Source organism: Vibrio sp. B1-2, from assembly GCF_963888445.1.
Classification (GTDB): domain Bacteria; phylum Pseudomonadota; class Gammaproteobacteria; order Enterobacterales; family Vibrionaceae; genus Vibrio; species Vibrio anguillarum.
In genome coordinates this window covers 189430-203875 of sequence record NZ_CAWPJH010000040.1, presented here as the reverse complement: position 1 = coordinate 203875, position 14446 = coordinate 189430, and the positions used below count along the sequence as shown (strand labels likewise).

At 41.0% G+C, this 14446-nt stretch carries 11 protein-coding genes; 6 read left to right on the top strand and 5 right to left on the bottom strand.

The window, feature by feature from the left end; all coding sequences use genetic code 11:
• Nucleotides 1-57: 57 nt before the first annotated feature.
• From AACQ75_RS12510 to AACQ75_RS12490, 5 genes are all read right to left on the bottom strand, one after another.
• Nucleotides 58-1689, bottom strand: a complete 1632-nt coding sequence (locus AACQ75_RS12510; RefSeq protein ID WP_026028151.1) for an ABC transporter substrate-binding protein — start codon at nucleotides 1687-1689, stop codon at nucleotides 58-60.
• Nucleotides 1690-2211: 522 nt separating this feature from the next.
• On the bottom strand, nucleotides 2212-3990 hold the full coding sequence (locus AACQ75_RS12505) for an EAL domain-containing protein (protein ID WP_170888743.1): 1779 nt from the start codon (nucleotides 3988-3990) through the stop codon (nucleotides 2212-2214).
• Nucleotides 3987-7580 (bottom strand): hybrid sensor histidine kinase/response regulator, encoded by a 3594-nt coding sequence (locus tag AACQ75_RS12500; RefSeq protein ID WP_249339355.1) that lies wholly within the window; start codon nucleotides 7578-7580, stop codon nucleotides 3987-3989. Before AACQ75_RS12500 ends, AACQ75_RS12505 begins: the two co-directional genes overlap by 4 nt.
• A 179-nt stretch (nucleotides 7581-7759) precedes the next feature.
• Nucleotides 7760-9004 carry an NAD(P)/FAD-dependent oxidoreductase gene (locus AACQ75_RS12495; RefSeq protein WP_094144932.1) on the bottom strand — a complete coding sequence of 415 codons (1245 nt, stop codon included), beginning with the start codon at nucleotides 9002-9004 and terminating at the stop codon, nucleotides 7760-7762.
• 23 nt (nucleotides 9005-9027) lie between these two features.
• Nucleotides 9028-10134, bottom strand: a complete 1107-nt coding sequence (locus tag AACQ75_RS12490; protein ID WP_013856490.1) for a class I SAM-dependent methyltransferase — start codon at nucleotides 10132-10134, stop codon at nucleotides 9028-9030.
• 115 nt (nucleotides 10135-10249) lie between these two features.
• On the opposite strand from AACQ75_RS12490, the gene AACQ75_RS12485 reads away from it, so the two are divergent.
• The 6 genes from AACQ75_RS12485 to AACQ75_RS12460 all read left to right on the top strand — a co-directional run bounded on the left by AACQ75_RS12485 (nucleotide 10250) and on the right by AACQ75_RS12460 (nucleotide 14428).
• Nucleotides 10250-10987, top strand: coding sequence for a beta-ketoacyl synthase chain length factor (locus AACQ75_RS12485; RefSeq protein ID WP_094123644.1), 738 nt, complete (start codon nucleotides 10250-10252; stop codon nucleotides 10985-10987).
• Nucleotides 10981-11754, top strand: a complete 774-nt coding sequence (locus AACQ75_RS12480) for a lysophospholipid acyltransferase family protein (RefSeq protein WP_170888802.1) — start codon at nucleotides 10981-10983, stop codon at nucleotides 11752-11754. Before AACQ75_RS12485 ends, AACQ75_RS12480 begins: the two co-directional genes overlap by 7 nt.
• Before the next feature lie 190 nt (nucleotides 11755-11944).
• The gene (locus tag AACQ75_RS12475; RefSeq protein ID WP_019282451.1) at nucleotides 11945-12205 is read left to right on the top strand and encodes a phosphopantetheine-binding protein; all 261 of its coding nucleotides are present in this window, start codon (nucleotides 11945-11947) and stop codon (nucleotides 12203-12205) included.
• Nucleotides 12206-12220: 15 nt separating this feature from the next.
• The gene (locus AACQ75_RS12470; protein WP_017045148.1) at nucleotides 12221-12478 is read left to right on the top strand and encodes an acyl carrier protein; all 258 of its coding nucleotides are present in this window, start codon (nucleotides 12221-12223) and stop codon (nucleotides 12476-12478) included.
• Nucleotides 12478-13035: a hypothetical protein gene (locus tag AACQ75_RS12465; protein WP_017045147.1), complete on the top strand. Its 558-nt coding sequence runs from the start codon at nucleotides 12478-12480 to the stop codon at nucleotides 13033-13035. The genes AACQ75_RS12470 and AACQ75_RS12465 overlap by 1 nt, the downstream gene beginning before the upstream one ends.
• Nucleotides 13036-13042: 7 nt before the next feature.
• Nucleotides 13043-14428 (top strand): AMP-binding protein, encoded by a 1386-nt coding sequence (locus AACQ75_RS12460; RefSeq protein WP_170888742.1) that lies wholly within the window; start codon nucleotides 13043-13045, stop codon nucleotides 14426-14428.
• Nucleotides 14429-14446 lie beyond the last annotated feature (18 nt).

Below are 14446 nucleotides of genomic sequence, written 5' to 3'. Positions count from 1 at the left end.
CTGAAGATAGCTACATGCAGTGTCTAAGTCGTTATATTTTTATCAGCGTAAGTGGACTTACTTTGCTGTGATATAAAGATCTTTTGAGTAGATCTTATCTTCCGCATTATTCACCGGGAAGCCGCCTACATTAGGAGATACTAAACGAGATTTAACATACTGATAGATAGGGGCAATTGGCATATCTTTAGTTAATTGCTTTTCAGCATCCAGATATAGCTTAGTGCGCTCTTCTTCTGAGGTTGATTTCAACGCTTTGTCAATAATTGCATCGTATTCAGCGCTTTGGTAGTGCAAACCACCCGTGGTGTTATTGCTCACCATTAAGGTTAGGAATGAAGACGCTTCATTATAGTCACCACACCAACCAGCACGTGCCACTTCAAAGTTACCTTGATCTTTAGAATCTAGATACGTTTTCCACTCTTGGTTCTCTAATACAACGTCAAGACCTAACGTTTTTTTCCACATAGAACCCAGTGCTACAGCGATTTTCTTGTGGTTTTCCGATGTATTGTAGAGGAGGCTGAATTTCAGTGGGTTGTCTTTATTAAAGCCCGCTTCAGCTAACAATTTTGCCGCTTCTGCATCGCGCTCTTTTTGCGTCATCTTGCCGTATGCTGGCATTTGAGGATTAAAGCCAGCCGTAATTTCAGGTGTTAAGAAATAAGCTGGTTTTTGGCCTTGACCTAAAATCGCATCACTCACAATGTTACGGTCGATAGCGTAAGAAATCGCTTTACGTACGCGAACGTCGTCAAATGGTGCTTTTTTGGTATTAAAAATGTAGTAGTAGGTACATAGGTTACCCTGAATCGATACTGATTCCGGGTGTTCTTTCTTCAGACGCTTGAAGTGCTCTGTTGGCAATTCATTGGTGAAATCGATTTCGCCTGATAAGAAACGGTTCATTTCTGATACTTGGTTTTCAATAGGCAGGAAGGTAACTTTGTTAATGACTGTTTTGCCATTGTCCCAGTATTGCTCGTTACGCTTTAGTACTAAACGCTCATTGACAACCCATTGATCAACAACGTAGGCACCGTTACCAACAAAATGCTCAGGCTTGGTCCATTGGTCACCAAACTTTTCTACGGTTGCTTTATGAACGGGTTTCACGGTTGTGTGGCCCATCATCATGACGAAATAAGGCACAGCATCTTCAAGTTCAACAACGAGTGTATGGTCATCTTTAGCTTTAACGCCAAGTTCACTTTTGTCTTTCGTTCCTGCGATAATCTCTTTTGCATTTTTCATCTTGGTATATTCCATATACCAAGAGTAAGGAGAAGCCGTTACAGGGTCGACGGCGCGCTGGAAGCTGAAAACAAAATCACCAGCCGTGACAGGATCACCATTTGACCATTTTGCATTTTTGCGCAAATGGAAAATGAATGTTTTGTTGTCTGCCGTTTCCCAACTTTCTGCGACACCAGGAATGGTTTTACCATCCGAGTCTTGGTTCACAAGCCCTTCCAATAAGTCACGAATTACATGCGACTCAGGAACACCTTGGGATTTGTGAGGATCGAGTGTGGCGACTTCAGTACCGTTACCACGAACGAGCTCCTGAACTTTGGCCAATTTAGTGCCGGCTGGAACATCAGCCGCGAGAGAAAAAGTAGAAGTGGCAGCCACTGCCATACCCGCCCCTAGAAGAAGGGCTTGGGTGATTTTATTTTTATACATGCATAAACTCCAAGTTTTTATTTTTGCATCCATGACTTCCTTGAGAGCTCTCTAGCATCGCTAGAACTTTAGATTTATTTAGCGCAAAAACTAAGCAGAAAAATCTAAAAACTCCTAAGGATAGCGGCACACATTAGCAACCATTGAAGTAATTTGCCATAAAATCGTAGCAAAAAAATGCATAATTCCATGGTTTACCTAATGGAATAGATAAATAGCCCAACAATTAACTCAAACTCAGTGAATTAAAGTTACCAAGCGCCATCTGGTCAGACCATAGTGCTAAATCATCTAGTGTTGAGTACATTTTCAGCACGTTTCACTGGAAAATCAGCCTTTTTTTAACATCTTAGTTACGTTAGATCTAACTTAAAGGGATAATCCTGCCATCTGAAAATAAAATCCGTGAAGAGTGTCACTAAAATCGATTAACAATAAATTAACAACGTGTTGATTGGTAATAATAAATAAACACTTTCACCGAAAAGTGTAATCTAATGCTTACGCAAATCGACATTCAGTTTAAGCGATGCTCAAACTGGCACTAAGATGATCGAGCTCAATGTAACGAATCAGCTCCATGGCCGAACGAATGCCCAATTTACTTTGAATTCTCGCTTTGTAAGTACTGACTGTTTTCTGATTAATATCCAGTTGATTAGCTATCTGCTTATTGGTCAAACCTTGAATCAACAAATTTGCCACACTCAACTCTCTGCTGGATAGTCTTTCATTGAGTCGAAAACTAGGTTGAAAATTAACTGTTCGCCCAACCTCCCCCATTATGCTCTGAATGGTGTCAGTCAATGCAGCTGATTTCACAATGTGGCGCGCATGTGCAAGTTCTGCAGATATTGCTTCATGATATTCATTGAGAAAAATAAGTCTTCCCTTAAAATTCATCGATTCAATATGCTGATGCAACTGCAAACTAGCGTCTTTACTGCAGTAGCTATCCACAACCACTAAATTAAAAGGTAAATCACGCAATCTCTTTACAGCGCAAGCGAGATCACTGGCAACGACCACCTGCGTAACGCGTTTTTCTCTCATCAACATTTTTCTTAGGGCATTAGCGCTAGTCGAATTTTCTCCAACTAATAAGCAATACACACCATCTTCAATACTTTGATGGCTTAACTGCTTGCTGATATTTTTGCTATACAGTTCAGCGAGATCGCCAATCGGCATCGGCATCGCCGAATAATAACCTTGACAAGTATCCACGCCTAAATGACGTAAATATTGCCAAGTATCTTCGTCCTCCACACCTTCGACAACACAATGCAAGCCTAAGGATTGCGCTAGCAATAAGCACATGTTGGTGAGTTGCTGGTTTTTATAATTGGTGGAGAGATCGCGGACAAAGCTTTGATCTACTTTAAGTTCTGTAAAGGGTAATTTCGAGAGCTGACTTAGAGAGGCGTAGCCTGTGCCAAAATCATCAATGGATAAACCAACACCATGCATTCTTAAACGCGCAAGATTAGCCAGTGATGCTGTCGTACCGTTATAGACATGATCTTCCGTCAGCTCGAGCGTGAGTTTATCAGTGGGAAACGCGTATTTGTGACAGAGAGTAAGAATAGGGTCACAGATCAGCTGTTGTAAATTACTCTGGGAGATATTGATTGATAACTGGAGATCGGCTGACAAACTGCCTAAAGCCGATAATGCTTTATCCAAAACAATTAAAAACAGCTTATCCATCAAATTCAGCTCTTCAATAAGAGGCAGAAAATGCGCAGGGCTTAATACACCATGAACTGGGTGATCTAGTCGGACAAGTGCCTCGACTCCAACCATGGCACCCGTTTTAAAATCAAACTGAGGTTGATAGTAATTGAATAACCAATCTTCACTGAATGCTGTTTCTATCTCTTTGTACCCTAATGAGATAGGCGTAATGCTTGCGGCCTGTTGTTCACACTTCACATGAAACGCATGAATCACGATTTCAAGTTGCTCAATAGAATAGGGTTTTCGCAAAACATCGACAAAATTAAAGCTCGCTAAACAGCACATGTTATAAGTAAGGTCTAACACGGCATCGTCAACAGCACTCAATATAATAATTCCGAGTGAAGGATGTTTATCCCCAAGCATCGACAAAAGCGTAACTCCGTCCATTTCCGGCATATGAATATCACAAAAAACCAGCGATATCTCTTTGCGCAAGCATAAAGCCAACGCTTGGTGTCCATTTGCTGCAATATCGACATTATTCAATCCAAGTTGTCTGAGTTTCAGTTTCAAACTCGTGGCTTGAATTCGATCATCTTCGACAATCAAAATGTTCATTCGTCATCTACTCGTTGCTGTTTATCTAACCATTCTTGTGCTTGTGTAATCACGATTTTCATTTCCATTATCAGTCGTTGTTTTGCAGATACAACAGCTTGTGGTTCTAATTCGCGCTCCAAGCTAACCGCAAGACTCGCGAGATAATCCAGTTGAAGCGCTCCAGCAGAGCCTTTAACACGATGGGCTATCATTTTGTAATCAGAATCATGCTTTTCGAGTCTATCGACCTCGGCCGCTAAAGATTCTGCCACAACAGAAGCAATTTCACTTTTTTCACCCGGTAAAAAGCTCTCAAGCCAGCTTTTTGAGTCAACATTTACTAAAGGATACATAGAAAGATAACCACTCAACATAGTATACAGCGACGCCAACGAATAGGGTTTATACAACACGTGTTCCATACCAGACTGGTAAGCCTTCTCTGCAATCAACCGTGAGTCTTCCGCCGTACAACCGATAACCACCTTATATCTCTCTTGCGGAATATGATTTTTAACAAATCTTGCTAAAGCGAAACCATCCATTTTAGGCATATGGCAGTCCGTTAGTAGTAAATCGAACTGGCTGTCTTCGCTTTGTAAAAGATGGCATGCCTCTTCTCCATCACCAACGATGGTTGCTTGTACACCAAGTTCATGCAGCTGTTTTTTTAATAACAAACGGTTAATAGCGTCATCATCAACCACCAAAACATGCCCGCAAAGTTTCATTTTTTTCGGTTGAACCAGCACTTGCTCACTATCTTTTATCTTATCAATAAGCAGGTCAGGATAGAGATGTTTTTTGGTCATTATCGCGTCAAAATCGACCAAGGATACCCCACCTTGACTCACCGAAACCTGCCAACACTTCAGCCACTCGATAATGCGTTCATTAGTGCAACGGTAGTTACGTTGACTCAACGGTTCAGACAAAGGCTCACCACAAATGGGAAGCATTATCGTTACTTGAGTCCCCTCATTCAGCGTACTGGAAACCGTAATATGACCATCCATTAGATTGACTAAATTCGATACTATTGACATACCAAGCCCAGTACCGCCATATTGGCGAGTAATGGTTTTATCCGCTTGCATAAATGGCTTAAATAACGAATCCAAGTGCGCTTCATTCATTCCGCACCCCGTATCTTTTACGGCAAAGACTATCTGTTCTTCCGTCAATTCAACGTGGATGGAAACCGTACCTGCCGTAGTGAATTTAACAGCATTGGCTAATACATTGGTAAGAACCTGATTTAAGCGTAATGCATCAAACTTTGCGTAAATAATAGCTGTTGGCACCCAATCAACAACGAACTCAACGCCTTTCAACTTAGCACTCGCTTCAAAGCTTCTAATGGTGGGACATAACTCTTCTAAAATATTATGCTGGCGTATATCTAATTGTAATTGCTGAGCTTCCATTTTTGAAAAATCTAAAATCTCATGGACATGGTGCTTAATTCTCTCGGCAGAACGAATTGCATTCGTCAATAACAAACGGCTCTCATCGTTTTTAATTCGAGTTGATAAAATCTCCATCAACCCTAGCATGGCCGCAATTGGCGTTCTAAGCTCATGACTCATTACAGCTAAAAAATGATTCCTCGCATCTACAGCTTCTAGTGCCTTATTGTTAGAATCACGTAATGCTAATTCTGAGAGCTTGAGTTCTGTGATATCACTGCAAACGGTCAAGTAATGAGTATCCCCACTCTTGGGATGCGCAATCGATTCATGATTAATGACATAATATTTCTCATCAATCTGATAGTGTTTATTCGACAGATCGACAGATCCGATGCCAGTACATATGAGGCAATTCACATCATCACTAATTAGAGAAGCCTTGCTACATTGCTTATATGAACGGTTAGATAACACTACTTTCCCATTCACATCTGAAATGAAGATCATGCTGGGTATTTTATCGAGCAAATCTGTCAGCCATTGCACTTGAACTTCTGAAAGTTTTGAACTGATTTGACTGTATTTTAAGGAACTTTTCAACTTATAAAATATAATTATTCCAAATAATAATAAAAACAAAAAAATACACATTGCAATCAAAGAATAGATTATAACTTGCTGCTTATCATAACCATAATTCACATTCACTTTCTTATGGAGTGATTTTAGTGCATTAATCTCAGACTCAGTTACCATAGTTAAAGATCGGCTGAGCATTTCAGACAATATCGACTCGTCCTTTCGAAAGACCATACCGATATTAATAGAGTAACCTTCATTATCTATTGCGGGAAGTATCAAGAATTTATCACCAAGATATGCCATTTGCTGATTTATAATATCTTGATTCATTAAGGCATGAGTTATCTTACCTGATTTTAAATCTAGAATAACCTTTTTAAGATCTCTATAAACTTTAACTTTTTTATTATCTTCATAGATTTTTAAGTGGCTATATAAGTAACCAGTACGATCTAATATCGCTAATTTTTTCTGTTGAAAAGGCTTTTTAGTGACCACATAACCAAATTGCAAATTAGTGTAAGGTGGGGTCGCTATAAAATCACGATTATCGATGTCATCGACATTTAATGAAGGCAATAAATCGACTTCATTATCGATAAGCATTTGTCTAATATCTCTACCATTGGCCGGCACATACTGAAATTTAAGAAAGCTTTTTGACTCAATGAGCTTGAGTAAATCATGGACATATCCCTTCACCTGATTATCACCCTCATCACAATAAGAGAGTGGATATATATCTTCTTCTATGGTGTATCTGACAATTTGATTGCTATTTTCTTGACTTAATAATTTTAGGCTGTCTTTATTATTCAAAAAATAAATATTAGTCGAGTCTATCTTATTAGCTGTATTTCCTGTTGCTTCAGCAAGAATGAGTTTATCAAAAATGTTTTTTAATTCATTATTTCCCATCGGCAAAATGATTCTATTTATTTCGACACCTAATCGACCATCTGCAATAATCTCACCGTCATATCCAGAATTAGGGCTGATATAATGGTTGAGTGATATATAGTTGGTTATCGTTGCATCGGCTAAACCTTGCTTCATCATTTCTGCTGATTCTAAGAAACTTTGTGCTAGTAATATGTGTGGGTAATGGCTCTGCTCTAATGTTTCACAATAAGATGAACCTTGTACGCAAACCCATTTCAAATGATGCATATCTTGCTGATTTAATTTTTTGTCCCTTAGCCAAATCACTCGTAGGTTATTATAGAGTGGCAAACTGAATAAAATGTTTTTTTCTCTCTCTTTTGTTTTGCTAAAACCAATAGCAAAATCCACATCACCACCATGCACAGCAGCAACAAGATCAGTTATCGATTGATAGCTACGATATTCAATTTTGACATCAAGCTCTTTTCCTATCCCTACCGCATAATCATGTTGAATACCGATTGTATTCTCAATGCCGCCCCAATAAGGTAGCCAAGGTTCAGACAATACACCCATTACAATGACTTTTTTTGCTTTTAAATAGGTACGTTCCGAATCTGATAAATAATCGGCGGCATAAACAGTATTAAAAAGTAAGTTAATTGCTAAAATTAACAGCAAGTAGATACGTAACAAATTCATTCTCGTGATATTGATTCCAATATCCAACTAGTTTAACGATCCTGCTCGTCATTGCCAAGAATAGGGCATCAGAACAAAACTGGTTAAAATACATATTTATCAACACGTTAATGTAGTGTAGGAATAATCTTACAAGAGAATAAACCCATAAAATTAGAATGTGAGATGCATATCCGCACCAAAACATAATTTCGGTGCGGATATTATTAATGAGATGAAGTACGAATAATTTCAGCTAAACTTGATAAGCGTCGTTGATGCTCAGCGACATAAGGATTACTACGATCCCAAGCATATCCTGCAAGAATAGAGCAAATCATCTGCTTTATTCTTGGATTGGGCGTTTGGTAAAAAATCACCTCTTGTAACATGCCGTTGTACCAACCTTCCACATAAGTGCGGAACGTATCCACTCCGACCATTAATGGCTGAGAATACTCTTGCTGCCAATCTACACTTTCTTTTTTTAGTTGGCGTACAACACAAGACACCGCTAACTGAGCCGATTTCATGGCTATCGTTACACCTGATGAAAACACCGGGTCTAAAAATTCACCAGCATTGCCTAATAAAGCATAATTTACCGTGGCCAACTGCTTAACATTTGCAGAATAGCCGCCTAGCTCACCAGCAGGATTAGGGTATTCGGACTTCGAAAGCAGTTCTGCCAGCTCAGGCATTTCATTCACCAACTGCTGGATCGCCGCAATTTTATCACTTGGATAGCCGTCAAAAAACGACGGTTCACCGACAACACCTAATGAACATGTGCCGTTAGAAAAAGGAATGAGCCAGTACCATACGTCAGGATTACGCGGATGGACGGAGATCAGTATCTTGTTTCGGTCGTAGTCTGGTTGTTCAGGGGAGATATGATCAATGATATGGGTAAAGATGGCTTTTCTCGGAGGTAAACACGATGGCTCTTCCAAGTCGAGTAACTTAGGCAATACTCGGCCAAAGCCACTGGCATCCAGCACGAAGTCGGCTTCAATTTGATACGTTATGCCGTGTTGATCCGTCACCAATAATTGTGATTTATTCTCTTCAAATTCGATATTCGTCAGTTGATGTTGATAACGAATTTCAACCCCTTGCTTAACAGCAGAGTCCGCTAATACTTTATCAAATTGACTTCGCTGTACCTGAAAAGTGGTTCCCGGCCCATTCGAATATTTGTCGGTAAAATCAAACTGAGCGTATACACCATTTTTTCGAAAGGCAGCACCATTTTTATATTGAAAACCCGCACGCATAACATCAGGTAACATTCCCGCCGCTTCTATCACTTCCATACAAGCAGGTAATAAGCTTTCGCCAATAGAAAAGCGTGGGAAAAGTGCTTTTTCGATAACCAACACGCGTATGTTTTGCGCATGGAGCAATGCCGCGGCAGTCGAACCCGAAGGGCCCGCACCAATGATAACAACTTGAGTTATCTCTTTATTCATGAATTGACTCGCATCGATTTTAATTAAGCTTGGGCTTTTAGCTCTAACAAGGTGTGGCCAAGGCCAATATTGTCGGTTCGTTTGATCACCTGTAATCCTGCTGCTTGAACGATTTCTAAGAAATCTTCGCTGCGATAGAAGCGACTATTACCATTTGCAAGGCAGGTAAAATACAAAGAGGTGGCATTGAGGCTATAAGAAGCCGCATCGTACTTCTGTGAATCCCAGAACAGTTCCAAAATATAAACCGTCGAATATGCAGAAAGATTGGCACGAACGCGTTTTAAAATACTCAAAATTTCCATTGGCGAAAAACAGTCTAAAAACTGGCTCATCCACCACACGTCCGCATTTTTTGGTAACGGTTGTTCTTTATCGAGCATGTTAGCTGGAAAAGGATGAATACGCTGCGTAAAACCTTGTTGCTGCGCGTTAGCCATCGCCATTTCCAACTGTTGTGGCAGATCCACAATCGTCACTTCAACGTCTGAATCATAGTGACAACATTGCAGTGCCCATTTACCCGTATTGCCACCAATATCGACCAAATGTTTCGGTTTTTTACGAAACACTTCTTTCAGCAAAATAGGAAAAGAACGATCGGAATAGAAGTGATCGAATTTGAACCAACTGTCTTTAGCTTGCTGGGGCAAACGCGATAAACCTTGGTAGATGGTATCCCAATCGCCGAGTTCTTTCAGACCAGCAGGCTTGCCTTCGGTGATCGATTCGGTTAAGTGCATCATGGCGGCATAACAAACGTCTGCCGTGAAATCCATATTGGCTTGCGTCATCCCATCATGCAGCAAAAAAATGCCTAGATTAGCCAACGAATAATTCGGTTTATCCCATAAAACAATGTGGGCACTGATGGCCATATCGAGTAATACTTTAACGCCATACTCTGACACGCTCGTTTCTTGAGCAATTTGTTCTGCGTTTAAACCTTTTTCGCCAGCATTGTCTAATGCAGCCAGTATGCCTAAGTCACGTAATGTACGCGCCGTATGAAAAACGATGGGGGCAAAAGATAATTTTTGAGCTTCGGTTTTTGCCTCTAAAGCGTTATAAGGATCTATTTTTTGATTTAACACATTAAAACCTAACTTTAATTTGTGAACAATATCCAAACACTTAATCTAAGTTCGACTCAATTCTTAAAAATCAATATTTAAGTCAAGGATACAAACGTTTATAGTTGCGAAGAATAATCTTGTGCCATAGTATTTAACCCTATCAAAAACAATGCAATATCTTATGTCAAATCAACAGCAAATAATCACGTTAAATATTGATACTTGGGTTGCAAATTCTGCAGGCTTATCTCACCCTTCTGATTGGCAAAATTGGGCAAGAGAAGAGATTTGGCCTGACGATAATACGCTCAACACAGACCATATTCCTCCTATGATGCGCCGCAGAATGAGTAGTTTGAGCAAATTAGCCGTGCAGACTGCACTGACTGCTATAGAATCACAACGTATTGATTACATGGTGTTTTCATGTCGTCATGGCGAGCTTCATCGTAGCGTTGAAATCGTGAAGTCGATATTGATTGGCGAAGAAGCCTCACCAATGGCGTTTTCACAATCTGTTCATAATACAGCGGCAGGCCTAGCAACCATCGCTTCAAAACAACCGATCCCGTTAACCTCGATTGCAGCAGCACAAAACACATTTCAAAGTGCCATATTAGAAGCTTGGCTCTATTTAAATGAACACCCTAGTCACAAAGTGCTGTTGGTTGATTTTGATGAGCCATTACCTAGCGACTACCAACAATACGAAGAGTGGCAATTTCAAGGCTATGCCTTAGGGTTAACCCTGTCTCACGGTTCAAATTTTACGCTCTCTATGCAGATGTCTGATACCAAGCCACAACAGCCGCAAGCATTGTCGTTTCTTCACCACTATTTGTCAGAAAAATCTGAATGGATCATTGAGGGCTCGCAAAGCGCTTGGAAATGGCAACGAAAATGTTAGAGTTCAACCGCTACTGGCGTATTGCTGCTACAGGTTTTTGTTTTTTTATATTTGGTTTAGGCGGATTAACGCTGAGTTTTATTATTATCCCACTGATTGCATTATTTTCATCGCAAACAGATCGTCGAGAATATAAAGTTCAAAAATCAATCCAAAACTCATTCAATATATTTTGTAAGTTGATGAAATTAACAGGTGCCATCGACTATAAAATAACCAACGCAGAACTATTAAAACAGGATAAAAGCTGCCTTATTATCGCCAATCATCCAAGCTTAATTGATTATGTTCTCATTGCATCACAACTTCATCAGTGCGATTGCTTGGTTAAGTCAGCTATCTGGGCCAATCCTTTTATGAAACGGATTGTTCAAGCCGCAGGCTATATCCCCAATGAAACACCTGATGATTTGTTAAATGTGTGCGAGGAACGCATGAGCCGCGGAAACGTATTATTGATTTTCCCTGAAGGCACGCGAACCACACCCGGTGTTAAATCCAAATTGCAGCGCGGTGCGGCGCAAATCGCAATCCGAACTCAAAGAGACTTACGCATCGCACATATTACCGTTTCTCCGAGTTTTCTCACAAAAGAGCAAAAGTGGTACCAAGTTCCTAAAACCAAACCCTTTTTCCATGTGGAGATAAAGGGTAAAGTTGTCGTCACACCTTTTATTGAAGGTGCTGATAACCCCACCACTGCAGCACGACGTTTAAATCGCCACCTTGCAGAGGTGATTTTCCCCCAAAACAATAACCAGAAATGACAAAACTATTGAAGTTATCAACCCAAATAACGTCAGTTGCAGCGAAGCGGAAAGTGAGTAAGTCCCCATCCGTATAGATAACGATATGGTTGGGGTGAACGAATGTAGCCAATACCGCTACAACTTTAAGTGGGAAGTGTATATCAAGGTTTTGTTCAAAACGGCTAGAACATTATATAAGTAGGTTGAAGTGGAAATACTACACACAGAAATAAAACAGCTCATTATCGACGCACTAAATCTTGAAGATATCTCAGTTAACGATATCGAAACTGACGCACCACTTTTTGGTGATGGGTTAGGTTTAGATTCTATCGATGCTTTAGAGCTCGGTTTGGCCATTAAAAAGAAGTATAATATCGTCATTGACGCTGATGACTCCAATACTCGCCAACACTTTGCATCAGTGGCAAACTTAGCAAATTATATTTCATCTCAAACTAGCCACTAATAAATAGATAGCGTTATGACAGAAGTAAACCAACAACAAGTATTTGATCAAGTTAAAGAAGCTCTCGTTGAACTATTTGAAATTGATGAAGCCGATATTCAACCAGATGCTCACCTTTATCAAGATCTCGATCTCGACAGTATTGATGCTGTAGATCTTGTCGTTCACTTACAAAAAGTGACTGGCAAAAAAATCAAGCCTGAAGAGTTTAAAGCCGTTCGCACCGTCAATGATGTGGTGGAATCGGTTATTGAACTTGTTAAGGAAAGCTAATGCGGCGATTGCTGACGATTTTGTCTGCAATCGTCCTGCTTACCTACCCACTCGCGGTCTACTTCGGGATTAATCAGTTTGGTTTGCAAGCTATAGGGGGCTTCTTAGCCGCTATTTTCGCTTTAAGAATTCTTTCTGGTTGGCAAGCCAAGCTTCAAGAACTGAAGCAACTGGCTTGGCTTAGTGGGTTCGTTGGTATCACTTTGGTGACTTTGGGGATGCTCTTTCAGCAGCATGGTTGGCTACTGTTTTACCCTGTTGTGGTTAATGTATGTCTTTTGGCTCTTTTTGCCTTGAGCCTAACGCAACCGCAAACAGTGATTGAACGGCTGGCGAGACTGCAAGAGCCTGAACTTCCTCAAAGTGGCATTGAGTACACACGCACGGTCACTAAAGTGTGGTGCCTCTACTTCATCATGAATGGAGCCATCGCACTTTATACCTGCTTCCAATCTATCGAGATCTGGACGTTGTATAACGGATTGATCAGTTATCTCCTTGCTGGCAGCCTCTTTGTAACGGAATGGCTAGTAAGACAAAGGATTCGCAAAGGCTAGGTACGCTATGACTTTCGGCAACCCCGATTTTTGCTCGCTTGCAACGTTACTCTCCTCACCAAGAAACGATTCGCATTGTGTTGCTTTTGACCTCAATAACACCATTAACTGGGCAAACTTTGTCGCCGATGTCAGCCAACTAAGCCGGCAATTAGCGTCGCGAAATGAACATCATATTGCACTGTGTGCTGGCGATAGCTATCGGTTCTCAGTCGGTTTTTTCGCCGTCTGTTACACGCAAAAATCATTAATTCTGCCCGGTAATTATCAACCTGCGGCACTGGCAGAACTGAGCCAACACTTTGAGTTGTTGCTGTGTGATGAGGCAATAACAATACCCAATTCTACGCCAACTCTCTCTCTTAACCATTTAGCGCTACCCAACGACATGCGCGATGAAGCCGTTTGTTTTGCACCACTTTCATTAGAGACACAAACCGTGACGCTGTTTACGTCAGGCTCCAGCGGTCAGCCTAAGGCTATCATCAAAACACTGCGGCAGCTTGAAGCTGAAATTGCCATTTTAGAACAGCTTTGGGGCGAACAGCTCATTGGTGCAAAAGTGGAAAGTACGGTTTCTCATCAACATATTTATGGGCTGCTATTTCGTGTGTTATGGCCACTGTGTGCAGGGCGAGCATTTGCCCGCCATAACTTGGAATTTCCAGAACAAGTGACCGCACATACGCATCCGGACACTGTGCTGATCAGTAGCCCTGCGCTATTGAAACGCTTATCACAAGAGCACCAACCAAGCCCACTGCGCACACTGTTTTCTTCCGGTGGCCCGCTTCCCTACTCTGCTTCTTGTCATGCAAAAACCCTGTTTGGGCAACGACCTATCGAAGTGTATGGCAGTACGGAAACTGGCGGCATCGCTTTTCGGCAACAGCACAGTGCAACACAGCAATGGCAGCTTTTTCCTACTGTTGAAGCAAGACTTAACAGCGAGAACTGCTTAGCCTTGCGTTCTGCACACATTGATCCGAATCATTGGTATCAAACAGCCGATGAATGTGAGTTTTCCGACCAACGGCACTTTACCTTGAAAGGTCGCACCGATCGCATTATCAAAATCGAAGAAAAACGGATCTCACTGGTTGAAGTGGAACAGCGTATTGAACAACTGCCGTGGATCAGTGAAACAGCCGTGTTACCACAGCAAGACGGTGAACGTTTGATCTTAATCTCAGCTATTGTACTGTCAGCCTGCGGCACTGAAAAATTAGCTCAACTTGGAAAGGGAAAGTTCTGGCTGTTGCTGCGTTCTGAACTGCGCCAATGGCTAGAACCTATTGCTGTACCTCGACGCTTTAGAGTGGTAAAAGAGATCCCACTCAATAGCCAAGGTAAGCGCCTTGTTGCTGAACTAGAAACACTATTCCAACCATAAAAATAACGAAGCCCAATA

Bases quoted from the DNA above. Each gene is read 5' to 3' on its own strand.
- AACQ75_RS12470 (WP_017045148.1), top strand. From the start codon at position 12,221: ATGACAGAAGTAAACCAACAACAAGTATTTGATCAAGTTAAAGAAGCT.
- AACQ75_RS12480 (WP_170888802.1), top strand. From the start codon at position 10,981: ATGTTAGAGTTCAACCGCTACTGGCGTATTGCTGCTACAGGTTTTTGT.
- AACQ75_RS12510 (WP_026028151.1), bottom strand. From the start codon at position 1,689: ATGTATAAAAATAAAATCACCCAAGCCCTTCTTCTAGGGGCGGGTATG.
- AACQ75_RS12505 (WP_170888743.1), bottom strand. From the start codon at position 3,990: ATGAACATTTTGATTGTCGAAGATGATCGAATTCAAGCCACGAGTTTG.
- AACQ75_RS12495 (WP_094144932.1), bottom strand. From the start codon at position 9,004: ATGAATAAAGAGATAACTCAAGTTGTTATCATTGGTGCGGGCCCTTCG.
- AACQ75_RS12460 (WP_170888742.1), top strand. From the start codon at position 13,043: ATGACTTTCGGCAACCCCGATTTTTGCTCGCTTGCAACGTTACTCTCC.
- AACQ75_RS12465 (WP_017045147.1), top strand. From the start codon at position 12,478: ATGCGGCGATTGCTGACGATTTTGTCTGCAATCGTCCTGCTTACCTAC.
- AACQ75_RS12485 (WP_094123644.1), top strand. From the start codon at position 10,250: ATGCAATATCTTATGTCAAATCAACAGCAAATAATCACGTTAAATATT.